Annotated in this window: 23 protein-coding genes; all 23 read right to left on the bottom strand. The window is 73.9% G+C overall.

Translation table 11 applies throughout. The features are described 5' to 3' along the window. Nucleotides 1–6: 6 nt before the first annotated feature. Nucleotides 7–921, bottom strand: a complete 915-nt coding sequence (locus AOM03_RS02385; RefSeq protein WP_062377918.1) for a helix-turn-helix transcriptional regulator — start codon at nucleotides 919–921, stop codon at nucleotides 7–9. Further along, on the bottom strand, nucleotides 914–1,888 hold the full coding sequence (locus AOM03_RS02390) for a helix-turn-helix transcriptional regulator (protein WP_062377919.1): 975 nt from the start codon (nucleotides 1,886–1,888) through the stop codon (nucleotides 914–916). Before AOM03_RS02390 ends, AOM03_RS02385 begins: the two co-directional genes overlap by 8 nt. After that, complete coding sequence (hisG, locus tag AOM03_RS02395; protein WP_062377920.1) at nucleotides 1,888–2,730, bottom strand: ATP phosphoribosyltransferase; 843 nt, start codon at nucleotides 2,728–2,730, stop codon at nucleotides 1,888–1,890. Before hisG ends, AOM03_RS02390 begins: the two co-directional genes overlap by 1 nt. 14 nt (nucleotides 2,731–2,744) lie before the next feature. Then, nucleotides 2,745–3,008, bottom strand: coding sequence for a phosphoribosyl-ATP diphosphatase (locus AOM03_RS02400; RefSeq protein ID WP_062377921.1), 264 nt, complete (start codon nucleotides 3,006–3,008; stop codon nucleotides 2,745–2,747). A gap of 25 nt (nucleotides 3,009–3,033) precedes the next feature. After that, nucleotides 3,034–3,498 (bottom strand): 6,7-dimethyl-8-ribityllumazine synthase, encoded by a 465-nt coding sequence (gene ribH / locus AOM03_RS02405; RefSeq protein ID WP_062377923.1) that lies wholly within the window; start codon nucleotides 3,496–3,498, stop codon nucleotides 3,034–3,036. Beyond that, nucleotides 3,495–4,745 (bottom strand): GTP cyclohydrolase II, encoded by a 1,251-nt coding sequence (gene ribA / locus AOM03_RS02410; protein ID WP_082092035.1) that lies wholly within the window; start codon nucleotides 4,743–4,745, stop codon nucleotides 3,495–3,497. The genes ribH and ribA overlap by 4 nt, the downstream gene beginning before the upstream one ends. Beyond that, entirely contained in the window at nucleotides 4,742–5,371 is a 630-nt protein-coding gene (locus AOM03_RS02415; protein ID WP_062377926.1) for a riboflavin synthase, read from the bottom strand. The genes ribA and AOM03_RS02415 overlap by 4 nt, the downstream gene beginning before the upstream one ends. Beyond that, the gene (gene ribD / locus AOM03_RS02420) at nucleotides 5,372–6,385 is read right to left on the bottom strand and encodes a bifunctional diaminohydroxyphosphoribosylaminopyrimidine deaminase/5-amino-6-(5-phosphoribosylamino)uracil reductase RibD (protein ID WP_227589858.1); all 1,014 of its coding nucleotides are present in this window, start codon (nucleotides 6,383–6,385) and stop codon (nucleotides 5,372–5,374) included. 13 nt (nucleotides 6,386–6,398) lie between these two features. Next, nucleotides 6,399–7,067, bottom strand: a complete 669-nt coding sequence (rpe, locus tag AOM03_RS02425; RefSeq protein WP_062377930.1) for a ribulose-phosphate 3-epimerase — start codon at nucleotides 7,065–7,067, stop codon at nucleotides 6,399–6,401. A gap of 9 nt (nucleotides 7,068–7,076) precedes the next feature. Further along, nucleotides 7,077–7,991, bottom strand: coding sequence for a carbohydrate kinase family protein (locus AOM03_RS02430; RefSeq protein ID WP_062377933.1), 915 nt, complete (start codon nucleotides 7,989–7,991; stop codon nucleotides 7,077–7,079). Beyond that, entirely contained in the window at nucleotides 7,988–9,241 is a 1,254-nt protein-coding gene (locus AOM03_RS02435; RefSeq protein WP_062377935.1) for an AGE family epimerase/isomerase, read from the bottom strand. Before AOM03_RS02435 ends, AOM03_RS02430 begins: the two co-directional genes overlap by 4 nt. Before the next feature lie 4 nt (nucleotides 9,242–9,245). Continuing rightward, entirely contained in the window at nucleotides 9,246–10,223 is a 978-nt protein-coding gene (locus AOM03_RS02440) for an acetylxylan esterase (protein WP_062377937.1), read from the bottom strand. Nucleotides 10,224–10,234: 11 nt separating this feature from the next. After that, on the bottom strand, nucleotides 10,235–11,578 hold the full coding sequence (locus AOM03_RS02445) for an RsmB/NOP family class I SAM-dependent RNA methyltransferase (RefSeq protein ID WP_156157582.1): 1,344 nt from the start codon (nucleotides 11,576–11,578) through the stop codon (nucleotides 10,235–10,237). Then, the gene (gene fmt, locus AOM03_RS02450; RefSeq protein ID WP_062377941.1) at nucleotides 11,575–12,510 is read right to left on the bottom strand and encodes a methionyl-tRNA formyltransferase; all 936 of its coding nucleotides are present in this window, start codon (nucleotides 12,508–12,510) and stop codon (nucleotides 11,575–11,577) included. The genes AOM03_RS02445 and fmt overlap by 4 nt, the downstream gene beginning before the upstream one ends. A 44-nt stretch (nucleotides 12,511–12,554) precedes the next feature. Continuing rightward, complete coding sequence (locus AOM03_RS02455; RefSeq protein WP_062377944.1) at nucleotides 12,555–14,603, bottom strand: primosomal protein N' family DNA-binding protein; 2,049 nt, start codon at nucleotides 14,601–14,603, stop codon at nucleotides 12,555–12,557. After that, entirely contained in the window at nucleotides 14,604–15,764 is a 1,161-nt protein-coding gene (gene metK / locus AOM03_RS02460) for a methionine adenosyltransferase (protein ID WP_062379112.1), read from the bottom strand. Nucleotides 15,765–15,812: 48 nt separating this feature from the next. After that, nucleotides 15,813–17,042 carry a bifunctional phosphopantothenoylcysteine decarboxylase/phosphopantothenate--cysteine ligase CoaBC gene (coaBC, locus tag AOM03_RS02465; RefSeq protein ID WP_062377945.1) on the bottom strand — a complete coding sequence of 410 codons (1,230 nt, stop codon included), beginning with the start codon at nucleotides 17,040–17,042 and terminating at the stop codon, nucleotides 15,813–15,815. A 3-nt stretch (nucleotides 17,043–17,045) separates the two neighbouring features. Next, a complete protein-coding gene (gene rpoZ, locus AOM03_RS02470) occupies nucleotides 17,046–17,318 on the bottom strand; it encodes a DNA-directed RNA polymerase subunit omega (protein WP_082092151.1) in 273 nt (90 codons plus the stop codon). 35 nt (nucleotides 17,319–17,353) lie between these two features. After that, complete coding sequence (gene gmk, locus AOM03_RS02475) at nucleotides 17,354–17,908, bottom strand: guanylate kinase (RefSeq protein ID WP_062377961.1); 555 nt, start codon at nucleotides 17,906–17,908, stop codon at nucleotides 17,354–17,356. Then, complete coding sequence (mihF, locus tag AOM03_RS02480; protein ID WP_062377964.1) at nucleotides 17,905–18,219, bottom strand: integration host factor, actinobacterial type; 315 nt, start codon at nucleotides 18,217–18,219, stop codon at nucleotides 17,905–17,907. Before mihF ends, gmk begins: the two co-directional genes overlap by 4 nt. A 20-nt stretch (nucleotides 18,220–18,239) precedes the next feature. Beyond that, nucleotides 18,240–19,079: an orotidine-5'-phosphate decarboxylase gene (pyrF, locus tag AOM03_RS02485; RefSeq protein ID WP_062377965.1), complete on the bottom strand. Its 840-nt coding sequence runs from the start codon at nucleotides 19,077–19,079 to the stop codon at nucleotides 18,240–18,242. A gap of 84 nt (nucleotides 19,080–19,163) precedes the next feature. Then, the gene (carB, locus tag AOM03_RS02490) at nucleotides 19,164–22,454 is read right to left on the bottom strand and encodes a carbamoyl-phosphate synthase large subunit (protein ID WP_062377967.1); all 3,291 of its coding nucleotides are present in this window, start codon (nucleotides 22,452–22,454) and stop codon (nucleotides 19,164–19,166) included. Beyond that, nucleotides 22,451–23,560, bottom strand: a complete 1,110-nt coding sequence (carA, locus tag AOM03_RS12935; protein ID WP_439645026.1) for a glutamine-hydrolyzing carbamoyl-phosphate synthase small subunit — start codon at nucleotides 23,558–23,560, stop codon at nucleotides 22,451–22,453. Before carA ends, carB begins: the two co-directional genes overlap by 4 nt. Nucleotide 23,561: the final 1 nt, after the last annotated feature.

Below are 23,561 nucleotides of genomic sequence, written 5' to 3' on the forward strand. Positions count from 1 at the left end.
GCAAGTTTAGCGGGCGTGCGCGGCGCGGACGGCGACCGCCTCGCGGCGCACCGCGTCGGCGAGGCGACGCGGCTGGATCTCGCGCAGGTGCGGCGCGATCGCCAGGAGCCTGCCCGCGACCCACTCGGGGTCGACGACGCCGAAGGTGACCGTGACATCGTCCCCGGAATCCTCGACGCGGGCGCCCGGGATGTCCTCGAGCGCCCACCGGCCGGCGCGCGCGAGGCGCACGGTCCCGGTGAAGGAGGCGGACATCTGGAAGCCGGCCGTGTCCGTGGGCGGCTTGGTCACGGCGTCGGCGAGCACGCGGGCGGAGTCGATGCGGTCGAGGCGCAGCGTGCGGTAGTCCTCGGCGCGGCGGCACCAGCACTCGAGGTACGCGTGGCCGTCGATGACGACGATCCGGTGCGGCTCGACCACACGCGTGCTGCGGCGATCCTGGGCGTCCACGTAGACCAGCTCGACGCAGCGGTAGCGGCGGGCCGCCTCCGCGAGGGCGTCGCGGACGGACTCGTCGACGCCGTCGTCCTCCCCCAGCACGATGACCGGCTCGGACAGGGCGCCGCGCAGCTTGTCGAGCATGGTGCGCCCGGCGTCGGGCAGGGCGCCGGCGGAGTCCATGGTCTGGAGCGCGCCCACGAGCGCCACGGCCTCGCGCGGCGAGAGGCGCACCTGGGTGAGGACGTCGTTGCGCACCAGCGCGGCGACGCCCTCCTCGAAGTCGACCGCGGAGAACTCGACCGGCGTCCAGCCGGGATCCGTGTCCGCGGCAAACCACAGCGTGGAGACGTCCTCCCTGATGCGTCCGACCGGCACCCCGAAGTGGGCGGCGAGGTCCGCGAAGGGGGTGGCGCCGTGGCGCTCGACGTACGCGAGGATGCTCAGCATCCGGACCAGGCGGTCGCGGGCGGTCTCAGCCATCGGTGGCCTCCAGGGCGGCGTCGACGTGGCGGGTGACGGCGGCGACCAGCTCGGGCGGGGCGACGATGCGCGCGGAGCCTCCCAGCCCCAGCACCTCCGCGAGCACGGAGTCCTCGTGGGCGTAGGGGATCTCGAGCAGGTCCCAGTCGCCGTCGATGTCGACCACGGTGCCGCGGCGGCGCAGCACGTGGCCCGACTCGGGCCGGAGCGCGACGGTGGCGGTGTGGACGTCGCCCGAGTCGGCGAGGAGCCCGAGCGGGATCTCGTCGGGGATCTCGTAGGAGCCGGGCGTGGCGATGCGCGTGACCCGGCCGCCGATGCGCTGGACGCGGAACGTGCGCGGCGCCTCGCGGTCGCGGTCGAAGCCGATGAGGTACGCGACGCCCTGGCGGAGCACCACGGTCCACGGCTCGACGACGCGCGTCGCGAGCCCGGTGCTCGCCGAGGAGTACTCGAAGCGCACGGGCTGGCGCTCGGCGACCGCCTCGACGAGCACGCCGAACGCGGCGGAGGCGCGGGTGGCGCGGCCGGCGAAGGGAAGCTCGACGCGGGGGCCGTGCTCGGCGGAGGAGGTGAGCTTGACGACGGCCTGGCGGGCGTCGCCTCCCAGCACCGCGTCCTGCCAGTAGTCGGCGGCGAGGTTGAGGATGGCGAGCTCGGGGCTGGTGAGCTCGATGGCGGGGAGGGCGGCCTCGGCGGGCCGGACCCGGTAGCCGATCTCGTCGCCGTGGGCGTCCATCACGGTCTCGACCGGGATGCCCAGCTCGCGCAGCTCCTTCTTGTCGCGCTCGAACTTGCGCTCGAAGCTCTCCGCCGCCTTGCGCGACTCCTCCTCGTCCGCGTGGAGCGGGACGGGGTCGTAGCCGGCGACCGTGTTGCGGATCTGGTCGCGCGTGAGGCGGTGGCGCGTCGAGCTGAGGGCGACGATGAGGTTGAGCAGCCGCTCCTCCTTCGCCAGTTCGGCCATCAGACCCGCACGGCCAGCAGCTCGGTCGCGAGGATCGCCCGCGCCCCGACCGCGTAGAGCCGGTCCATGATGTCGTTGATGTCGGCGCGCGGCACCATCACGCGGACGGCCTGCCAGTCCGAGCCGTGCAGCGGCGTCACCGTGGGCGCCTCGAAGCCGGGCGAGACGGCGATGGCCTCCTCGAGGCGGTCGCCGGGCACGTCGTAGTCGACCAGCACGAAGCGGCGGGCGGTGAGCACGCCGCGCAGGCGGCCGGTGAGCACCGCGATCTTCTCCGCGTCGGAGCGCTCGTCGCGGATGAGCACGGCCTCGGACTTGAGGATCGGGTCACCGAAGATGTCCAGGCCGGCGGCCCGCAGGGTGGTGCCGGTCGAGACCACGTCGGCCACCACATCGGCCACGCCCAGACGCACCGAGGACTCGACGGCGCCGTCCAGGCGGACCACGTCCGCCTCGACGCCGAACTGGGCGAGGTGCTCGGTCACCAGGCGCGGGTAGCTGGTCGCGACGCGCTTGCCGTGGATGTCCTGGACGGAGGCCGCGACGCCCGCGGGGGCGGCGTAGCGGAAGGTCGAGCCGCCGAAGCCCAGCTCGAGGTGCTCGATCGCCGGGGCGCCCGAGTCGATGAGCAGGTCGCGGCCGGTGATGCCCACGTCGACGATGCCCTGTCCCACGTACACCGCGACGTCGCGCGGGCGCAGGTAGAAGAACTCGACGTCGTTGCGCTCGTCCACGTGGACCAGCGCGCGGCCGTCGCGGCGCTGCGAGTAGCCGGCCTCCTTCAGGAGCTGGACGGCAGGCTCGGACAGCGAGCCCTTGTTCGGGACGGCGATGCGCAGCACTGGTGTGTTCTCCCCTACAGCTTCTTGTACACGTCTTCGAGCGTGAGACCCCGGGCGACCATCATGACCTGGGCCCAGTAGAGCAGCTGCGAGAGCTCCTCCGCGGCCTCGTCGTCGGTCTGGAACTCGCACGCCATCCAGGACTCGGCGGCCTCCTCGACCAGCTTCTTGCCGATCGCGTGGACGCCCTTGTCGAGCATCTTCACGGTGCCGGAGCCCTCGGGGCGCTCGACGGCGCGCCGCTGCAGTTCCTCGAACAGGTCCTCGAAGTTCTTCACGCTGCCAGCCTAGGCGAACGCGGTCCTAGAGGGCCCGCAGCACCACGGCCGTGGCGAGCGCGGCCTCGACGGCCTCGGCGCCCTTGTCCTCGCTGGACTCGGGCAGGCCGGCGCGCGCGAGGGCCTGCGCCTCGTCGTCCGTGGTGAGGATGCCGAAGCCCACGGGGGTCGCGTGGGTGCGCGCCACGTCGGTGAGGCCGCGGGTGACGGCGTCGCACACGTACTCGAAGTGGGGCGTGCCGCCCCGGATCACGACCCCCAGGCAGGCCACCGCATCGGCCCCCGTGCGGGCGAGCGCCTCCGCGACGACGGGGAGCTCGAAGGCGCCCGGCACGCGGGTGACGCGGTAGGAGGCGCCGGCGGCCTCGGCGGCGCGCACGGCGCCGGCGACCAGGCCGTCCATCACCTCCGTGTGCCACAGGCTGGCGACGATCTCGATGGTGAGGTCCGAGGCGTCGACCTCGACCGTGGGTGCTCCGGCGCCGCTCATGCGTTGTCTCCCAGCAGGTGGCCCATCCGCTCGACCTTCGTGCGGCGGTACATCTCGTTCTCGGGGTGCGCGCCCACGTGGTGGGCCACGCGCTCGACCACGTCGATGCCGGAGGCGCGCAGGCCCTCGACCTTCGCCGGGTTGTTGGTGAGCAGGCGGATGCGCGTCATCCCCAGGTCGTGGAGGATCGCGGCGGCGGCGCCGTACTCGCGGCGGTCCACGGGCAGGCCCAGTTCGGTGTTGGCGTCGACGGTGTCGAGGCCCGAGTCCTGCAGGCCGTACGCCTGGATCTTGGACACGATGCCGATGCCGCGGCCCTCCTGGCCGCGCAGGTACACCACGGCGCCGCCCTCGGCCGCGACGCGCTCGATGGCGCCGTCCAGCTGAGGGCCGCAGTCGCAGCGCACCGACGAGAAGGCGTCGCCGGTGAGGCACTCGGAGTGGACGCGAACCACGGGCACGGCGCCGTCCGCGACGGGCGCGGTGAGGGCGACGTGCTCGTCGCCGGTGCGGGCGTCGCGGTAGCCGCGGATCGTGAGGTCGCCGTGCGCGGTGGGCAGGCGGGCCTCCCCCTGGGCGAGCACCCGGTGGGGGCGCGCCGTGGTGGGCGGCGGGACGTCGCCCGTGGCGCGGCGGTACTCGATGAGGTCGCCGATGGTCAGGAAGGTGAGCCCGTCGCGCTCCGCGATGGCCGTGGCGTCGCCCTGGCGCATCATGGTGCCGTCGTCGTTGACCATCTCCCCGATCACGCCCACGGGCTCGAGGCCCGCGAGGCGGCACAGGTCGACGCACGCCTCGGTGTGCCCGGGACGATGCAGCACTCCCCCGGGCACGGCGCGCAGGGGCAGCACGTGGCCGGGTCGGATGAGGTCGTCCGCGGTGGCGTCGGGGTCGGCGAGCACGGTGAGGGTGCGGTGGCGGTCGGCGGCGGAGATGCCGGTGGTGACGCCCACGGCCGCGTCGACGCTCACCGTGTAGGCGGTGCGGCGCGGGTCCTGGCTCGAGGGGACCATGAGGGGCAGGCTGAGGGCGTCGGCGCGCTCCGACGGCATCGGGGCGCACAGGTAGCCGCTCGAGTGGCGGATGCCCCACGCGATCCACTCCGTGGTGGAGGTCTGGGCGGCCATGATGAAGTCGGCCTCGTCCTCGCGGTCGCGCGAGTCGGACACCAGCACGGGGCGGCCCTGGCGCAGGTCCTCGAGGGCCCGCTCGACCAGTTCGACGGTGGTCATGTCGGTGGTGGTCATGCGCGTGCCCCCAGCATCTTCTCCACGTACTTGGCGAGCACGTCGACCTCGACGTTGGCCCGGGCGCCGGGTGCGAAGCCGCCGAAGGTGGTCTCGCTCAGGGTGGTGGGGATCAGGGAGACGGTCACGCGGGTGCCGTCGAGCTCCGCCACGGTGAGGGACACGCCGTTGAGCGCGATCGATCCCTTGCGCACCACGTAGCGCTCGAGGTCGGCGGGGATCTCGAAGGTGAGGTCGTCCCACTCGGGGTGCGAGTCGCGGGCCACCAGGGTGGCGACGCCGTCGACGTGGCCCTGCATGATGTGCCCGCCCAGGCGGCCACCCGCGGGCAGGGCGCGCTCGAGGTTGACGCGGTCGCCGGGCTCGAGGTCGCCCAGCGCCGTGGTCTCGAGGGAGATCTTCATGACGTCCGCGGTCCAGGTGGAGCCGGGCGTTGCCGCGTCGGCGCCGGCCGTGCCGGTCGCCTCCTCGTGCGCCGCGACAGTGAGGCACACGCCGTTGACGGCGATGGACTCGCCGTGGACCAGGCCGGTCAGGCCGGGGGCATGGATGGTGAGCCGCGACTGGGCCCCGGAGGGCTCCACCGCGGCGACGACGCCGAGCGACTCGACGATGCCGGTGAACATCTACTGGTGTCCTCTCGTGAAGAAGGCGGTGACCAGCGTATCGGCACCCAGATGCGTCGCGGTCACGTCCTGGCCCCTCAACGCGTCGCTCATGGTCCCGATTCCCAGGTCGCCCACGGCCCGCGTCCCCGCGCCGAGCAGTGCCGGGGCGATGTACGCGTGCACCTCGTCGACGAGGCCCGCGCGCAGGAAGGCGGTGGTCACGGTGCCCCCGCCCTCGACCACGACGGTACGGACCTCGCGCGCGGCGAGCGCGTCGAGCGCCTCCCGGGGGTCGCGGGTGGCGAGCCGGAGGGCGGTGCCGTCCTCCCAGATCCGGGCCCCGGGCGTGTCGGTCAGTCCCATGACGGCGCGCAGGGGCTGGTGGGGGTCGGGCACCCCGGCCGGGCGCGCGGTGAGCAGGGGGTCGTCCGTGCGGACGGTGCCTGTGCCGACGAGGATGGCGTCGACCTGGGTGCGGACGTGGTGCGCGTGGTCGCGGGCCTCGTCGCCGGTGATCCAGAAGCTGGTGCCGTCGGCGGCGGCGGTGCGGCCGTCGAGGGTCTGGGCCCACTTGGCGATGACCCAGGGGCGGCCGAGAGCCACGGAACCCAGCCAGCGGCGGTTGACGTCGGCGCAGCCCGCGTGGGGCGCCAGCGACGCGTCGATGCCGCGGCCCCGGAGCACCTCTCCCCCGCCGGCGGCCTGGGGGTTGGGGTCGGCGACGCCGTAGCGGACGGCGCCGATGCGCGCCGCGGTCAGCGCGTCCGTGCACGGCCCGGTGCGGCCGGTGTGGGCGCAGGGCTCGAGCGAGACGTACGCGGTGGCGCCGGCGACGTCGTGGCCGCGCCGGGCGGCGTCGGCGAGGGCCGCGGGCTCGGCGTGGGGGGTGCCGGCGCCGCGGTGCCAGCCCTCGCCCAGCACCGCGCCGTCGGCGCCCACGATGACGCAGCCGACGCGCGGGTTGGGGCCGTGGGCGGGTCCGTGCAGGGCGAGCGCGGCGGCGCGGTCGAGCCAGGACTCCGCTGCGACCACGGCATCGTCCCTGTTAGACGTGATGGTCGGCCTCCGCGCCCAGGCGGCGCAGCTCCGCGATCTCGGCGGCGCGGTCGGCGGCGCCGTACACGGACGAGCCCGCCACCACCACGTCGCAGCCGGCCTCCACCACGGTGGCGACGGTGTCGCGGGCGATGCCGCCGTCGGTCTGGAGGCGCAGGTCCGTGCCGGCGTCGGCCGCCGCGGCGCGCAGGGTGCGCAGCTTGGGCATCATGTCGGGCATGAAGGCCTGGCCGCCGAAGCCGGGCTCGACCGTCATGACGAGCACCATGTCGAGGGTGTCGAGCAGCGGCAGCACCTCCTCGACGGGGGTGCCGGGCTTGATGGCGCAGCTCGCGCGGGCGCCCAGGCTGCGCAGGTCGCGGGCGATGGCTCGGGGGTCCCGGGCGGCCTCGAGGTGGAAGGTGACCGATGCGGCGCCGCCCTCGGCGTAGCGCGTCGCCCACCGGTCGGGGTCGTCGATCATGAGGTGCACGTCGCACGGCAGCGGCGAGACCTGGGCGATGCGCTCGACGACGGGCAGCCCGAACGTCGTGTTGGGCACGAAGTGTCCGTCCATGACGTCGACGTGGAGCCAGTCCGCATCCGCGACGGTGAGGATGTCCCGCTCCAGGTTGGCGAAGTCCGCCGAGAGGATGCTGGGGGCGATCTGCAGGGCCATTCGCCGAGCCTAGCGCGCGGCCGAGTCGGCGAGTTCCGGCAGCGTGGGCGGGTTGGCGCCCGCCCGCGAGACCGTGATGGCGGCGGCGCGGGCGGCCCGCTCGAGCACGTCCTCGACGACGTCCGGGTCCACGGTGGCGAGGCGCTCGCGCCCGGCGGGGCCCAGCAGCCCGGCGCGCTCGAGGCCGTCGAGCAGCGCGGCCATGTAGGAGTCGCCGGCGCCCACGGTGTCGACCACCTCGACGGACACGGGTCCCACGCGGAGGATCTCCCCGCGCAGGGACGCGACGGAGCCGGCGCCGCCGAGCGTCGCCACCGCGAGGGGCGGGCCCGCCTGGGTCCACGCGCGCAGCGCGTCCTCGACCTCGACGCCGGGGAAGAGCCAGTCGATGTCCTCGTCCGAGGCCTTCACCACGTCCGAGAGCCCCACGAGCCGCGCGGTGCGGGCGAGCGTCGCCTCGCGGTCGCCCACGAGGCTGGGTCGCACGTTGGGGTCGTAGCTCACGGTGGCGCCGTCGCGGCGGGCGGCGACGATCGCGGCGACCGCCTCCGCGCCCGGCGGGATGTGGGAGGCGATCGAGCCGGTGTGGACGTGCTGGGCGGCGCCGATGGCGTCCCCGGCGTCGGGAGCGAGGGTCCAGGCGATGTCGAAGTCGTACTCGGCGGAGCCGTCGGCACGGAGGCGGGCGCGGGCCTGAGGGGTGCGGTCGCCGTCGGCGACCGTGGCGACCCCCGACTCGTCCAGGTGGGCGGCGATCTGCCGGCCCGGCGCATCGTCCCCCAGCTCGGTGAGCAGGGTGACGTCCTGGTCGAGGCGCGCGAGACCCACCGCGACGTTGGCGGGGCTGCCGCCGGGGTGCGCGGCGACCGCGCCGTCCTCCGACTCGACCACGTCGAGGACGCATTCACCGATGACGAGGATCATGAGAGCCCTCCCTGGGCCTTGAGCGCGGATGCGAAGGACGGCACGAGCGGCAACTCGGGCAGGAGCGCCGCCTGGTAGGCGTGGTAGACGTCGGGCTTGCCGGGCCACACGGAGGCCGCGGGCCGGTTGGACGTGTCGAGCTCGTGGTGCCACGAGCCGTAGCGGTGGTCGATGAGGAAGCGGTCGGCGTAGTCCCACCAGCGCTCGACGTCGGCGGCGTAGCGGGCCTCGCCGGTCGCGCGGGAGAGCGCCTCGGCGGCGCCGATCGCCTCGGCCACCACCCAGTGCATGCGCTGGCGGACCACCGGGTGGCCGGTCCAGTCGGTGGTGTAGACGAAGCCGGGCGCGCCGTCCGCGTCCCAGCCGTCCGTGACCGCGCGGTCGTACAGGGAGACGGCGGCCTGCCGGAATCCGGAGTCACGCCCGTCGTCGACCCCGTCCACCCCGTCCACCCCGTCCCCCAGGGTGCCCTCGATGGCGAGCAGCAGCCGCGCCCACTCGAGGCCGTGGCCCACGGTGGCGCCGTAGGGGCGGAACGGGTGGTCGGGCTGGTCGCGGTGGTGCTCGAGCAGGGGCGTCCAGTGCTCGTCGAAGTGCTCGGGGATGCGCCAGTCGTTGTCGCGCGCCCAGCCGACCACCTGGTCCGCGATGCGGTCCGCCCGGAGGTGCCAGTCGCGGTTGCCGGTGACGTCGCCGGCGGCCAGGTAGGCCTCGACGGTGTGCATGTTGGCGTTGACGCCGCGGTAGCCGTCGAGCGTGGCCCAGGCGGCGTCCCACTCCTCGACGGACAGGCCCTCGTCCTCGTCCCAGAACCGCGCGAGGGAGGTCTCGAGCGCCTCGTCCAGCAGCGCATCGGCCCCGGGGGTGCCGGCGGCGACCGCGGACGATGCGGCGAGCACCACGAACGCGTGCCCGTACGCCTGCTTGGCGGTCACCGTGGGGCGGCCGTGCTGGACGGCCGCGAACCAGCCGCCGTGCGCGTCGTCGTGGAGGGCGCCGGTCAGGGACCGGACCCCGTGCAGGGCCATGCCCCTCAGCGCGGCCCGATCGGGGCCGCCGGGGGCGGGCGGCTCGCCCGCCAGCACCCCCAGCGACGCCACGTGGGTCATGCGGCACGTGATCCACAGCTCGACGGGCCGATGCGCGTCGACGGTGCCGAACCTTCCGAGCCAGCCGAAGCCGTCCGGGCGCTTGGACCGGGCGGCGAAGCGCAGCAGGTCGGCGCGCTGGTCGCGAAGGTTCGGCGTCATCGGTTCATCCCCACAGCCTCGTCAGGAAGTCGGCCTGGCGGCTCTGCTGGTAGCGCTCGCCGCCCTCGTGTCCGTTGTACCGGTAGACGGCCATCTCGGCATCACCGGACCAGGCGTGATACGCAGAATAGACCGTCGACGCGGGGGTGATGCCATCCATGAGCGCCACCGAGAACAGCGCCGGGGCGGTCGCGCGGGCGGAGTGGTGGACGCCGTCCACGTAGGACAGGGTGCGCAGCACGCGCTCCTCGTGCTCGCGGTGGATCGCGAGGTACCGCACGATCTCGAGGTAGGGGTCGGTCTCCGCGATCATCATGCCGCGCTGGATGTGGCACAGGAACGGCACGTCGACGAGCGCGGCGGCGACGTCGGCGAGGCCGGCCGCCGCGATGGCGAGGCCGCCGCCCTGGCTCGCGCCGTGCACGGCGATGCGGTCGCTGTCGACCACGTCGAGGGCGCGGGCGGCGTCGACGGCGCGGGCGGCATCGGTCTGGACGCGGCGGAAGTAGTACGAGTCGAAGTCGAGGATGCCGCGGGTCATGAAGCCCGGGTGCGCGGGGGTGCCGCCGTCGCCGCCGCCCGACGCGTCGGCCGTGTGGCCGCCGGTGCCCCAGGCCGAGCCCTGGCCGCGGGTGTCCATGATGAGGTGCGCGTAGCCGGCCGCCGACCAGAAGAGCCGCTCGTGGGGCAGGCCGCGGCCGCCGCCGTAGCCGATGTACTCCACCACCGTGGGCATCGGCTCCGTCGCCCCGCGCGGGGTGAGCAGCCAGGCGTGGATGCGGTCGCCGCCGAAGCCGGCGAAGGTGACGTCCTTGACGTCGACCGTGCGCAGCGGGTGGTCGACGGGGCTGACACGCACGTCGATGTCGTGGGCGCGCGCCTCCTCCATGGTGCGCGCCCAGCGCGCGTCGAAGTCGGCCGGGGCGACGAGGCCGGGGCGGTAGGCCTCGAGCTCCTCGAGGGTCATGTCCATGTACGGCAAGGGGCGCCTCCTCAGGCGGGTTTCTCCAACAGGGCCAGGAACATCGCGTCCGTGCCGTGGACGTGCGGCCACAGCTGGACGAATGGTCCGGCACCCCATGCCTGGGGGACGGTGCCGGTGACGGCCGCGACGGCGTCGCGGGCGTCGAGGACGGTGAGCGTGGTGCCCGCGACCACCTCGCGGGTCTCGGCGAGGACGGGCGAGCAGGTGATGTAGGCGAGCAGGCCGCCGGGGGCCAGGAGGCGCTCGGCGTTGGCGAGCAGCCTCTTCTGGAGGGGGACGAGCTCGTCGAGATCCTCGGGCCGGCGCCGCCAGCGCGACTCGGGGCGGCGGCGCAGGGCACCCAGGCCCGAGCAGGGGGCATCGAGGACGATGCGGTCGTACGCCTCGCTCTCGCCCCACGTGGTCCCGTCCCCGGTGTGGACGGTCACCGTGCCCTCGGGGACGGCGCGGGTGGAGTCGCGGACCAGGTCCGCGCGGTGGGGGTGCAGCTCGAGGGCGTCGAGGTAGGCGACGCCCTCGGCGGCGATGGCGCCGAGGAGGCCGGCCTTGCCGCCCGGCCCTGCGCAGAGGTCGAGCCAGCGCTCGCCGGGCTCGATGTCGCGCGCGGCGGCCAGGGCGCCGGCGACGATCTGGCTGCCCTCGTCCTGGACGGCGGCCGCGCCGTCGGCGACGGCGGGCAGGTCGCCGGGGCGACCGCCCGGAAGCACCACGGCCCACGGGGAGTACTCCCCCGCCTCGCCGTGGGCCTGGCGGACCAGCTCCTCGCGGTCGACCAGGCCGGGACGCGCGACCAGGGTCACGCGGGCGGGAGTGTTGTCCGCCTCGAGCAGGCCCTCGGCCTCGCCGGCGCGGCCCTCGGCGCCCAGGGCCTCCTCGATCGCGTTCGCGACCCACTCCGGGTGGGAGTGGCGCAGGGCGCGGGCGGCCCGGGAGTCCCCGGGGGCGACGACGGCAACCCAGCCGGCGTGGTCGCGCTCCGTGACGCGGCGCATGACGGCGTTGGCGAACTTCGCGGCGCCCTGACCGCGCTCGCGGCGGACCTGGTCGACGGTCTCGTTGACGGCGGCGTGCGGGGGCACGCGCATGGCGAGGTGCTGGTGCACGCCGAGCCACAGGGCCACGCGCACCTCGGGGTCGAGGTCCTGCGGGTCCCGCCCGGAGGCCTTCGCGATGATGGCGTCGTAGAGGCCGCGCATGCGCAGCGCCCCGTAGGCGAGCTCCGTGGTGAAGCCGGCGTCGCGGCCCTCGAGCCGATGCTTGGCGAGCAGCTGCGGCAGCAGCAGGTTGGCGTAGGCGCCCTCGGTGGAGACCGCCATCACGCAGCCGTAGGCGACGTCCCGCGCGCGGCTCATGCCTCTCCCAGGCGCGAGCCCTCGGGAAGGCGGGCGCCCCGCCACCAGGCCGCGGCGTCCATCGGCTTCTTGCCCGCGGGGGCGATGGTGCCCAGGGCGACGGGGTGCGTGCCGGTGCCCACCAGCACCTCTCCCTCGACCAGGGCAACCTGGCCCGGCACGGTCGTGGGCCGCTGGGGCCGCGGCGAGACGGGGCCCAGCTTGGCCACCGAGCCGTCGGGCAGCGTGGTCCAAGCGCCGGGGGCAGGCGTGCAGCCCCGGATGCGCCGGTCGACCACGTGACCGGCCAGGTCCCAGGCGACGTACGCATCGTCCCGGGTGAGCTTGTGGGCGTAGGTGATGCCGTCGGCCTCCTGGGGGCGGGGGTCCGCCCGCCCGGCAACCAGGGCCTCGAGGGACTTCACCATGAGCGGCGCGCCGGCGTGGGCGAGACGCTCGAGGAGGACGCCCGAGGTGTCGGTGGCGCGGATGCGCTCGGTCAGGACGCCCAGGATCGGGCCGGTGTCGAGGCCCTCCTCGATGATGAAGGTCGAGGCGCCCGTGATGTCGTCGCCCGCCATGAGGGCGCGCTGGACGGGGGCGGCGCCGCGCCACGCGGGCAGTAGCGAGAAGTGCAGGTTGACCCAGTGGGTGCGGACGGCGTCGAGCAGCGCGGGCTTGAGGATCTGGCCGTACGCGACGACGGCGGCGGCGTCGGCCTCGAGGGCGGCGATGCGCTCCACCACCTCCGGTTCGGAGGCGCGCTCCGGGGTCCACACGTCGAGGCCGCGCTCCAGCGCGTAGGCCTTCACCGGCGAGGGGTGCAGGGTGCGGCCGCGGCGTCCGCGGGCGTCGGGCTGGGTGAGCACCGCGACCACCTCGTGGCCCGCCTCCTCGAGCGCTCCCAGGGTGGGGACGGCGATATCGGGGGTGCCGGCGAAGACGATGCGCATGGGGACCATCGTAGGGCGCCCCTCCGACATCGCCGCCCGGGGCGTCAGCGCAGGTCGAAGGGCGCGTCGACCCGCATGCGCAGCTCCCCCTCGCGCGTCTGCGACAGCTGCCGCTGGAGGGCGCGGAGCGCGTCGACCACGGACTGCGCGGCGCCGCGGCTGGTCAGCAGCCGGGCGCCGTCGGGCGCGTCGAGGACGTCCACCTCGGGGTGGTCGCGCAGGGACGATGCGCGGCCTCCCTGGGCGCCCCCGATCGGCAGGTCGAGGGCCCGGGCGACCACCTCCGGGGTGCCCTCGAGCCGGATCGAACGGCGGGCGGGCGGCAGGCCCAGGTCCGCGCGTTCGGCGTAGGCGGCCTCCCCGGCGGAGCCGGCGTCCCACGCGACCATCGCCTCGCGCACGCTGGGAGGGAGCTCGCCGACGGCGATGACCTCTCCCCCGTCGCCCCGGGGGCGCACGAGCGCGGCGGCGGTGAGCCACAGGCGCAGGGCGTGGAGCTCGGCGCCCAGCCCGCCGGAGGCCGGGGCGTCGGCGCCGACGATCACCAGCGCCGCGTAGCCGCCGGGCGTCGCGGGCAGCGCGGAGGGGGTCGCCACGACGAATCCCTCGCTGACCGCGCCGTCGTCGAGGACCCCGGTCGCGCCCGCGGAGACGGCCACGGGGGCGGCGCCGGCCATGGCGCGGACCTGCTCGGCGATGCGCTCGACCCCCTGGCGCAGCTGGCGGGTCTCGTAGCCGTGGCACTCGGGGCAGTGCCAGTCGGGGCGGTCGGCGGCGCACTCGTCGCAGCGCAGGGGCGCGGAGGCACGCGGGCGGCTCAGCGGCCCCTCGCACACCGGGCAGGCGGCCCACTCGCCGCAGCGGGCGCATGCGGTGGCGTTCACGTAGCCGGCGCGCGGGACCAGGATCGCGACCGGACCCCGGCCGAGCGCCTTGCGGGCGCGCCGCCAGGCCGAGCCCGGCATCCAGTGGAAGCCGCCGGGGCCCTCGGCCTCGCGGCGGTCGTCGGTGAGGACGTCGACGTGGGGCGTGGCGGCGCGCACCTGGGCGCGGGAGGCGCCGATGCGCCGGGCCCACCCGTGCGCGACCAGCGCCATCGCGTCGACGGAGGGGGCGAAGGAGCCGAGCAGGAGCCCGGCAGGGGCGTCGCCGGCGCCGGCCCGCATCGCCGCGACGGTTCTGGCGTGCGGATACGGGGCGTGCATCTCCTCGTAGACGCCGTTGCCCTCGTCCCACACCGCGATGAGCCCCAGGTCCGGGACGGGCTGGAGCGCGGCGGGCCGGGTGCCGAGCACCAGGCGCACGTCACCCCGCATCCCGGCGAGATAGTTGTCGAAGCGGGCGGTGGCGCCGTCGTCGGCGTGGACGACGGCGAAGTCGCCCCTGCCCGCCTTCCACCGCGTGAGACCGGCCCCGGTGAGGGCCGCCGTCGCCGCCGCGAGGGCACGCGCGTCGGGCAGGACGACGATGGCGCTGCGTCCCTGCGCCGCCACCGCGAGGGCGGGGGCCAGCAGCGTGGCGACCGGGTATCCGGCGGTGGGATCGGGCAGGGCCTCCCACACGAGGCGGGCGCCCGGGGTCGAGGCGGCCTCGAGCACGGTGGGGTCCGCTCCGGGCAGGGGCGTGCGGTAGCGGTCGGCGGGGCCTTCGGGAGACGCCGTGGCGATGGACTCGCCACCGTCCTGCGCACGCCGTTCCGCGGCGTCGGCGCGAGCGGGTGCGCCTCGCTCCGCGTCCGCCGCCGCGTACCGCTTCTCGACCGCGGCCACCCGGGGCGGCGCCATGAGCCGCAGCACGTCCCATAGGGACCCGCCGTAGCGCCGGGCCACCTCGCGCGCGAGCGAGATCGCGCCCGCGGTGTAGGACGGGACGGCGCTCGCGGACTTGACGGGCGCGAGTTCGCCCCCGAAGTCCGAGTCGTCCGCCACCTCGACGACCACGCCGCTCGTCAGCCGCCCGGCGAAGACAACCCGCACCCGGGACCCGACCTTGACCGCCATCCCGTCGGGGATCGCGTAGTCGAAGGCGCGGTCCAGGTGCGGCAGGGGGCTGTCGACGCAGACGCGCGCGACGGCCCGCGGCAGGAGGGACACCTAGACGGCGGCGCGCAGGGCGTCCGCGCGGTCGGTGCGCTCCCAGGTGAAGCCGTCGCGGCCGAAGTGGCCGTAGGCGGCCGTCGAGCGGAACACCGGCCGGCGCAGGTCGAGGGCGTCGATGATGGCGGCGGGACGCAGGTCGAAGACCTCGCGGATGGCGGCGGCGATCCGCTCCTCGGCGACGGTGGCGGTGCCGAAGGTCTCGACGTAGAGGCCCACGGGCTGCGCGGTGCCGATCGCGTAGGCCACCTGCACCTCGCAGCGGTCCGCGAGCCCCGCGGCCACCACGTTCTTGGCGACCCAGCGCACGGCATAGGCGGCGCTGCGGTCGACCTTGGACGGGTCCTTGCCGGAGAAGGCGCCGCCGCCGTGGCGGGCCATACCGCCGTAGGTGTCGACGATGATCTTGCGGCCGGTGAGCCCCGCGTCGCCGGCGGGTCCGCCGATCTCGAACCGTCCGGTGGGGTTGATGAGCGAGCGATGGCCCGTGGCGTCGAGCTCGAACCCGGCGAGCACGGGCGCGATCACCTCGGCCTCGAGCGCCTCGCGCAGCTCCCCCATGTCCCAGCGGGGGTGGTGCTGGCTCGACACCACCACGGTGTCGACGGTGCGGGGCGCGTCGCCGTCGTAGCCGATGGTCACCTGTGCCTTGCCGTCGGGGCCGAGCCCCTCGACGATGCCCTCCTTGCGGACCTGCGCGAGCCGCGCCGTCAACGCGTGCGCGATGGAGATGGGCAGCGGCATGAGCGACTCGGTGTCGCGGCACGCGTAGCCGAACATGAGGCCCTGGTCGCCGGCGCCCAGCTCGTGCGCGTCGGAGTCGGTGGCGTTGCCCACGCCCAGCCAGATGTCCGCGGACTGCTCCCCGATCGACACGGAGACGCCGCACGAGTCGCCGTCGAAGCCGATCTTCGAGGACGTGTACCCGATGTCGCGCACCACGGATCGGATGGTCCCGGGGATGTCGACGTACGCCTCGGTGGTGACCTCGCCGGCCACGTGCACCAGCCCGGTGGTGACCATCGTCTCGACGGCGACGCGCGACAGCGGGTCCTGGCGCAGCATCTCGTCGAGGATCGCGTCGGAGACCTGGTCGCAGATCTTGTCGGGGTGGCCCTCGGTGACGGATTCGGACGAGAACAGCCTCAGGGAACTCATGGCGGTCAGCATATCCGTGGCCACCGACACCGCCGTCGCGCCTGGTAGCTAGGGGGTGCGCAGCGCGGCGACCGCGTCCAGCACGGCGTGCGCGACGTGCAGCTTGGTGCCGGCCGCGTGGCCCACCTCGGCGCCCGAGGCATCGAGCAGCGTCACCTCGTTGGGCACGTCGCCGAAGCCGCGGTTCTCCCCCACCTGGTTGAAGACCAGCAGGTCCGCCCCCTTGCGCCGCGCCTTGGCGCGGGCATGGTCCAGGGCGGACGATGCATCGTCCCCCGTCTCGGCGGCGAAGCCGACCACGGTGCGTCCCGGGACGGCCTCCCGGACGAGCGAGGCGAGCACGTCCTCGGTCTCGACGAGCTCGAGCGTCCACGCGCCCGAGCCGTCCTTCTTCACCTTGGTCGCGGAGACCTCGCGCGGCCGGAAGTCGGCCACGGCGGCGGCCATCACCACCAGATCGGCGGTGGACGATGCGTCGCGGACGGCCTCGGCGAGCTCCGCCGCGGTCGTGACGTCGACGCGGGCGATGCCCTCGCTGAGCGGGAGGGCGACGTTGGCGGCGACGACGGTGACGTGCGCGCCGCGCTCGTGGGCGGCCTCGGCGAGGGCGAAGCCCTGGAGCCCCGAGGAGCGGTTGCCCAGGAAGCGCACGGCGTCGATGGGCTCGCGGGTGCCCCCGGCGGAGATCACCACGCGCAGCCCGTCCAGGTCGCCCCAGGCCCGTTCCGAGAGGCGCGGATAGTCGGGCACCTCGCCCGCGGCCACGGCGTAGGCGGCCGCCACGATCTCCTCGGGCTCGGGCAGGCGTCCCGGACCGGAGTCGGGCCCGGTGAGGCGCCCCACGGCCGGATCCAGCACCGTGAAGCGCCGCGCGCGCAGGGTCGCGACGTTGTCCTGCGTGGAGGCCTTCTCCCACATCTCGGTGTGCATGGCGGGGGCGACGACTACGGGGGCGCGGGTGGCGAGCACGGCGTTGCCCAGCAGGTCGCGGGCCTCCCCGTGCGCGAGCTGCGCGAGGAAGTCTGCGGTGCAGGGGGCGACGAGCACCAGGTCGGCCTGCTGGCCGAGCCTGACGTGCTCGACGGCGGGGACGTTGTCGAAGGTGTGCGCGGTGGCGGGCAGCCCGGACAGGGCCTCCCAGGTCGCGCGCCCGACGAACTCGAGCGCGGCCGGGGTGGGGACCACCCGCACGACGTGGCCGTCCTCCTTGAGGCGGCGCAGCACGATGGCCACCTTGTAGGCGGCGACGCCGCCGGTGACGCCCAGGAGGACGCGCATGCCTTACTCGACGGGGGTGTTGTTGCCGATCTCGAGCAGGTCGCCCTGGTTGATCTCGCGCAGCGCGACGGACAGCGGCTTGTCGGTCGTGTCGGCCTCGACCAGCGGGCCCACGTTCTCGAAGTGGCCCTCGCCCAGCGCCTCGTAGTAGGAGTTGATCTGGCGGGCGCGCTTGGACGCGTAGATCACCAGGGCGTACTTCGAGTCCACCTTCTCCAGCAGCTCGTCGATGGGCGGGTTGGTGATACCCACGGGTTCGGCGACAGTTCCAGCCACGATCACTCCTCTTTGTTCACACAGATTTCGCTAGTCTACCGTGACTCGTGCAGGACGCCGGAGAGCTCCCGCGCGGCGCGCTCGACCGTGTCGTTGACGATCACCTGGTCGAACCAGCCCTCGGCGGCGAGCTCCTCGCGCGCGGTCGCGAGGCGGCGCTCCCGCTCGGCCTCGTCCTCGGTGCCGCGGCCCACCAGGCGGTTGACCAGCTCGTCCCAGGACGGGGGCGCGAGGAAGACGAAGTGCGCGTCCGGCATGGTCTCCTTGACCTGGCGGGCGCCTTGGAGGTCGATCTCGAGCAGGACGGGCTCGCCGCGGCTCAGGCGCTCGTCGACGGGGCCGCGGAGGGTGCCGTACTTGTTCGTGCCGTGCACGGTCGCCCACTCGAGGAACTCCCCCGCCTCGATGCGGCGGTCGAAGTCGTCGCGATCGATGAAGTGGTAGTGGACGCCGTCGACCTCGCCGGGCCGCGGGGGCCTCGTGGTGGCGGAGACGGACAGGTAGAGGGTGGGCTCGATCTCGCGCAGGGCGCGCACCACCGTGCCCTTGCCGACCGCGGTGGGGCCGGCAAGGACCACGAGTCGGCTCATCGACGCTCGCGCTCGAGGAGGGCCTCGACCTGGTGCTGTCCCAGCCCGCGGATGCGGCGGGCGAGGGAGATGCCGATCTCCTCCATGACCACCTGGGCGCGCTTGGGCCCGATGCCGGGGAGGCACTGGAGGAGGTCGCGCACGCGGATGCCGGCCAGGGCATCGTCCTTCTTGGCGCGGCGGATCGCCTCCGCGAGGGTCATCTCGCCGCGGGCGAGCTCCTCCTTGAACACGCGACGTGCGGAACGCACGGCCGTCGCCTTCACGAGCGCAGCGGCGCGCTGCTCGTCAGTCAACTCCGGGGTGGCCATCGCCTCTCCTTTTTCCCCTGCTAGCGCAGGATGGACGCAGCGGACTGGGCGGCCTCGACGACCGCCTCCCGCAACCTCTCGACATTCGGGCCTGCGGACAGCACGCCCCTCGACTGATTGACGAGCACACGAGGCCTCGCGTTCCCGAAAACCAGGGACAACTCCTCCGCGCCCGCCCCCTGGGCGCCCACGCCGGGCGACAGGATGGGGCCGTTGACCCTCTCCAGGTCGAGCCCCAGCCGCTGGACCGCGTCGCCCACCGTGGCTCCCACCACGAGGCCGACGCTGCCCATCGGGCTGGCGCCCTCGTTGAGCGCCGCCGCCTCGTCGGCGACGACCTTCGCGACGGCCCGGCCGTCCGGCCCGACCGCGTGCTGCACCGACGCACCCTCGGGGTTCGAGGTGAGCGCCAGCACGAACAGCCCCTTGCCGTGCTGGGCCGCGAGCTCGACGGCCGGGGCCAGCGAGCCGAAGCCCAGGTACGGCGACACGGTCAGTGCGTCGCACTCGAGCGGGGCCCCGGGACGCAGGAAAGCGTCCGCGTAGCCGGCCATGGTCGAGCCGATGTCGCCGCGCTTCGCGTCGAGGATGGTCTCGATGCCCAGCTCCCGCGCGTGGCGCAGGACCAGCTCGAGGGCGGCCATGCCAGCCGCGCCGTGACGCTCGAAGAAGGCCGCGTTGGGCTTCACGGCGGCGGCGTGACCGGCCGATGCGGCCAGCACCCGGTCGCCGAACTCCGCCAGGGCCTCGGGAGTGTCGGGAAGCCCCCAGGACGCCAGCAATCCCGCGTGCGGGTCGATGCCCACACACAGCGGTCCGAACCGATCCATCGCCTCGGACAGGCGAGCGCCGAACGTCATTCAAGTCCTCCTCGTGGACACTCCTTCGTCAGAATACCTGCGCAATTACGGGTCTGCTGGGTGAGAGTCCTGGCACCGGGTGTGCTACCGGGCGTCCTGCAGGCTCAGGACGCCGTAGGCGCCCGCCTGCCGGGCCTCGATCGCGAGCACGGCGGCGGACAGCTGCTGCGTGGTGGTGACGGTGGCGATGTCCGCCGCGGTGGCGGCGGCACGGATCTCGTAGCCGTCGGCTCGCGCGCCCTGGCCGGACGGCGAGTTGAACACCAGGTCCACCTTGCCCTCGTGGATGAGGTCCACGATGGTGGGCTCGCCCTCCGGTCCCCTGCCCTGCGAGTTCTTGCGCACCAGGGTCGAGGGGATGCCCATCCGGGCGAGCACCTGCTGGGTGCCGGCGGTCGCGAGGATCTCGAAGCCCAGCTGCTGGAGGCGCGCCACCGGGAAGGTGATGGAGCGCTTGTCGCGGTCGGCGGCGGAGATGAAGGCGCGACCGGACTCCGGCAGGCCGCCGAAGGCGGCGGTCTGCGACTTCGCGAAGGCGAGCGGGAAGGTCTCGTCGAAGCCCATCACCTCGCCGGTCGAGCGCATCTCGGGGCCCAGCACCGAGTCGACCGCGATGCCCTCGTGGGTGCGGAAGCGCTTGAAGGGCAGCACGGCCTCCTTGACGGCGATGCGCTGGGTGAGGTCCACCCGGGCGGCGTCGTGGCCCGGGAGCAGGCCGGCCTCGCGGAGGGAGGCGATGGAGGCGCCCGCCATCACCTCGGCGGCGGCCTTGGCCAGCGGGATGCCGGTGGCCTTGGCGACGAAGGGCACGGTGCGGGAGGCGCGCGGGTTCGCCTCGAGGACGTAGAGCACGTCGGAGACGAGCGCGTACTGGACGTTCATGAGGCCGCGCACGCCGATGCCGCGGGCGAGGGCCTCGGTCGAGGTGCGGATGCGCTGGAGCTCGGCCTCGGAGATGGAGAAGGGCGGCAGGACGCAGGCCGAGTCGCCGGAGTGGATGCCGGCCTCCTCGATGTGCTCCATGACGCCGCCCAGGAACAGCTCCTCGCCGTCGAACAGGGCGTCCACGTCGATCTCGATCGCGTCGTCGAGGAAGCGGTCCACCAGCAGGGGCGCGTCGGTGGCGTGGTCGCCCACGTCAGCCATGCGGGTGCCGTAGTCCTCGAGCTGGTGGCGGTCGTAGACGATCTCCATGCCGCGGCCGCCCAGGACGTACGAGGGGCGCACGAGCACCGGATAGCCGATGGACTCGGCGATGTCGATCGCCTCGCCGATGCCGTGGGCGGTGCCGTACGCCGGCGCGGGCAACCCGGCGCCCTTGAGGACGCGGCCGAAGGCGGCGCGGTCCTCGGCGTTGTCGATCGCCTCGGGCGAGGTGCCCAGGATGGGGACCCCCGCATCGGCCAGCCGCTGCGCGAGCGACAGGGGCGTCTGCCCGCCCAGCTGCACGAAGACGCCCTTGACCGGCCCGGCCGCGAGTTCGGCCTGGTAGACGGCCATGACGTCCTCGAAGGTGAGGGGCTCGAAGTAGAGGCGGTTGGCGGTGTCGTAGTCGGTGGAGACGGTCTCGGGGTTGCAGTTGACCATGACGGTCTCGTAGCGGTCCTTGAGCGTCAGGGCGGCGTGGACGCACGAGTAGTCGAACTCGATGCCCTGGCCGATGCGGTTGGGGCCCGAGCCCAGGATCAGCACCGCCTCGCGGTCGCGGGGGGCGACCTCGTTCTCGGCGTCGTAGGAGCTGTAGTGGTACGGGGTGCGGGCCTCGAACTCGGCGGCACAGGTGTCCACGGTCTTGAAGACGGGGTGGACGCCCAGGGCGGCGCGCAGGCGGAAGATGTCGTCGGCCTGGAGGCCGCGCAGGTCCGCGATCTGCTGGTCGGCGAGGCCGTGGGACTTGGCCTCGCGCAGGACGTCGGCGGTGAGGACGTCGGCGCCCGCGACGGCGGTAGCCACCTCGTTCATGAGCAGCATCTGGTCGAGGAACCAGGGGTCGATCCTGCACGCGTCGTAGACGGCCTCGAGGGTGAGGGTCCCGGCCTCGACGGCGCGGAGCAGCTGCTGCACCTGGATGAAGCGCTTCTCGGTGGGGATCTGGACGGCGGCGAGCAGCTCCTCGACCCGGGCGCGGTCGGGCACGGGGCCGTCCCAGTGGAAGTTCATGCCCTTCTTGTCGATCGAGCGCAGGGCCTTGCCCAGGGCCTCGGTGAAGTTGCGGCCCAGGCTCATGGCCTCTCCCACGGACTTCATGGTGGTCGTGAGGACGGGGTCGGCGGCCGGGAACTTCTCGAAGGCGAAGCGGGGCACCTTGACCACGATGTAGTCGAGGGTGGGCTCGAAGGAGGCGGGCGTGGAGCCGGTGATGTCGTTGGGGATCTCGTCGAGCGTGTAGCCGATGGCCAGGCGCGCGGCGATCTTCGCGATCGGGAAGCCGGTGGCCTTCGAGGCGAGGGCCGAGGACCGCGACACGCGCGGGTTCATCTCGATGACGATGATGCGGCCGGTGTCCGGGTGGACGGCGAACTGGACGTTGCAGCCGCCGGTGTCGACGCCCACCTCGCGGATGATCGCGATGCCGATGTCGCGCATGCGCTGGTACTCGCGGTCGGTGAGGGTGAGGGCGGGGGCGACGGTGACGGAGTCGCCGGTGTGGACGCCCACGGGGTCGACGTTCTCGATCGAGCACACGACCACGACGTTGTCCGCCTTGTCGCGCATGAGCTCGAGCTCGAACTCCTTCCAGCCCAGGATCGACTCCTCGAGGAGCACCTCCGTGGTGGGCGAATAGTGCAGCCCGGCGCCGGCGATGCGGCGCAGGTCGTCCTCGTCGTAGGCGAAGCCGGAGCCCAGGCCGCCCATGGTGAAGGAGGGACGCACGACGACGGGGTACTTGAGGTCCTCGGCCGCGGCCAGGCACTCGTCCATCGTGTGGCAGATGACGGAGCGGGCGGAGTCGGCGCCGCAGCGCTCGACGACGCCCTTGAAGAGCTCGCGGTTCTCGCCCAGGTGGATGGCCTCGAGGTTGGCGCCGATGAGCTCGACGCCGTACTTGTCGAGCACGCCGGCCTCGGCGACCTCGATGGCGGCGTTGAGGGCGGTCTGGCCGCCCAGGGTGGGCAGGAGGGCGTCGGGGCGCTCCTTGGCGATGATCCGCTCGATCACCTCGGTGGTGATGGGCTCGACGTAGGTGGCGTCGGCGAACTCGGGGTCCGTCATGATCGTGGCCGGGTTGGAGTTGACCAGGATCACGCGGATGCCCTCGGCCTTGAGGACGCGGCAGGCCTGGGTGCCCGAGTAGTCGAACTCGCAGGCCTGCCCGATGACGATCGGCCCGGAGCCGATGACGAGGACGGAGTGGATGTCGTCGCGGCGCGTCACTGGCGGGCACCCTTCATGAGGTCGAGGAAGCGGTCGAACAGGTACGAGGCGTCGTGGGGTCCGGCGGCGGCCTCGGGGTGGTACTGGACGGAGAACGCGGGGACGTCGAGGCACTCGAGGCCCTCGACCACGTCGTCGTTGAGGCACACGTGGCTCACACGGACGCGCCCGTACCCGTGCGGGGAGGCGGACTCCCCCTCGAGCGGCGCGTCGACGGCGAAGCCGTGGTTGTGCGCGGTGATCTCGACCTTGCCGGTGGTGCGGTCCATCACGGGCTGGTTGATGCCGCGGTGGCCGAACTGCAGCTTGTAGGTCCCGTAGCCGAGCGCGCGGCCCAGGATCTGGTTGCCGAAGCAGATGCCGAAGAAGGGCACCCGCGCGTCGAGCACCTCGCGCAGGGTCGCGACGGCGCGCTCGGCGGCGGCGGGGTCGCCGGGGCCGTTCGAGAAGAAGACGCCGTCGGGGTCGCGGTCGAGGATGTCCCCGGCCGATGCGGTGGCCGGCACCACGGTGACGCGGATGCCGCGCTCGGCCATCTGGGCGGGGGTCATCGCCTTGATGCCCAGGTCGACGGCCACGACGTGGGCGACCTCCTCCCCCACGGCCGGCACCTCGTAGGCCTCGTCGGCGGAGACCTCGTCGGCCAGGTGGGCGCCCGCCATGGGCGCCGCCTCCCGCACCTTGGCGACCAGTGCATCGTCCCCGGGCAGGTTCTCGCCGGAGAAGATGCCGGCGCGCATCACGCCCGCGGTGCGGAGGATGCGGGTGAGCTGGCGGGTGTCGATGCCGGAGATGCCCACGATGCCCTGGGCCTCGAGGTCCTCCTCGAGGCTGCGGGTGGCGCGCCAGTTCGAGGGGCGGCGCGCGGGGTCGCGGACCACGTAGCCGGCGACCCAGATGCGGCGGGACTCGTCGTCCTCGTCGTTGACGCCGGTGTTGCCGATGTGCGGCGCGGTCATCACGACGATCTGCCGGTGGTAGCTCGGGTCGGTGAGGGTCTCCTGGTAGCCGGTCATGCCGGTGTTGAAGACGATCTCGCCGAGCGTCTCTCCGAGGGCGCCGTAGGGGCGGCCCTCGAACGTCTGTCCGTCCTCGAGGACGAGCACT

This window comes from Demequina pelophila (genome assembly GCF_000971175.1).
Lineage (GTDB): Bacteria > Actinomycetota > Actinomycetes > Actinomycetales > Demequinaceae > Demequina > Demequina pelophila.

What these genes read in the sequence shown, in the direction of transcription:
- AOM03_RS02385 (WP_062377918.1), bottom strand. Translation starts at nt 921, where the DNA reads ATGGCTGAGACCGCCCGCGACCGCCTGGTCCGGATGCTGAGCATCCTC.
- AOM03_RS02390 (WP_062377919.1), bottom strand. Translation starts at nt 1,888, where the DNA reads ATGGCCGAACTGGCGAAGGAGGAGCGGCTGCTCAACCTCATCGTCGCC.
- ribH (WP_062377923.1), bottom strand. Translation starts at nt 3,498, where the DNA reads ATGAGCGGCGCCGGAGCACCCACGGTCGAGGTCGACGCCTCGGACCTC.
- ribA (WP_082092035.1), bottom strand. Translation starts at nt 4,745, where the DNA reads ATGACCACCACCGACATGACCACCGTCGAACTGGTCGAGCGGGCCCTC.
- AOM03_RS02415 (WP_062377926.1), bottom strand. Translation starts at nt 5,371, where the DNA reads ATGTTCACCGGCATCGTCGAGTCGCTCGGCGTCGTCGCCGCGGTGGAG.
- rpe (WP_062377930.1), bottom strand. Translation starts at nt 7,067, where the DNA reads ATGGCCCTGCAGATCGCCCCCAGCATCCTCTCGGCGGACTTCGCCAAC.
- AOM03_RS02430 (WP_062377933.1), bottom strand. Translation starts at nt 7,991, where the DNA reads ATGATCCTCGTCATCGGTGAATGCGTCCTCGACGTGGTCGAGTCGGAG.
- AOM03_RS02435 (WP_062377935.1), bottom strand. Translation starts at nt 9,241, where the DNA reads ATGACGCCGAACCTTCGCGACCAGCGCGCCGACCTGCTGCGCTTCGCC.
- AOM03_RS02445 (WP_156157582.1), bottom strand. Translation starts at nt 11,578, where the DNA reads ATGAGCCGCGCGCGGGACGTCGCCTACGGCTGCGTGATGGCGGTCTCC.
- fmt (WP_062377941.1), bottom strand. Translation starts at nt 12,510, where the DNA reads ATGCGCATCGTCTTCGCCGGCACCCCCGATATCGCCGTCCCCACCCTG.
- metK (WP_062379112.1), bottom strand. Translation starts at nt 15,764, where the DNA reads ATGAGTTCCCTGAGGCTGTTCTCGTCCGAATCCGTCACCGAGGGCCAC.
- coaBC (WP_062377945.1), bottom strand. Translation starts at nt 17,042, where the DNA reads ATGCGCGTCCTCCTGGGCGTCACCGGCGGCGTCGCCGCCTACAAGGTG.
- gmk (WP_062377961.1), bottom strand. Translation starts at nt 17,908, where the DNA reads ATGAGCCGACTCGTGGTCCTTGCCGGCCCCACCGCGGTCGGCAAGGGC.
- mihF (WP_062377964.1), bottom strand. Translation starts at nt 18,219, where the DNA reads ATGGCCACCCCGGAGTTGACTGACGAGCAGCGCGCCGCTGCGCTCGTG.
- pyrF (WP_062377965.1), bottom strand. Translation starts at nt 19,079, where the DNA reads ATGACGTTCGGCGCTCGCCTGTCCGAGGCGATGGATCGGTTCGGACCG.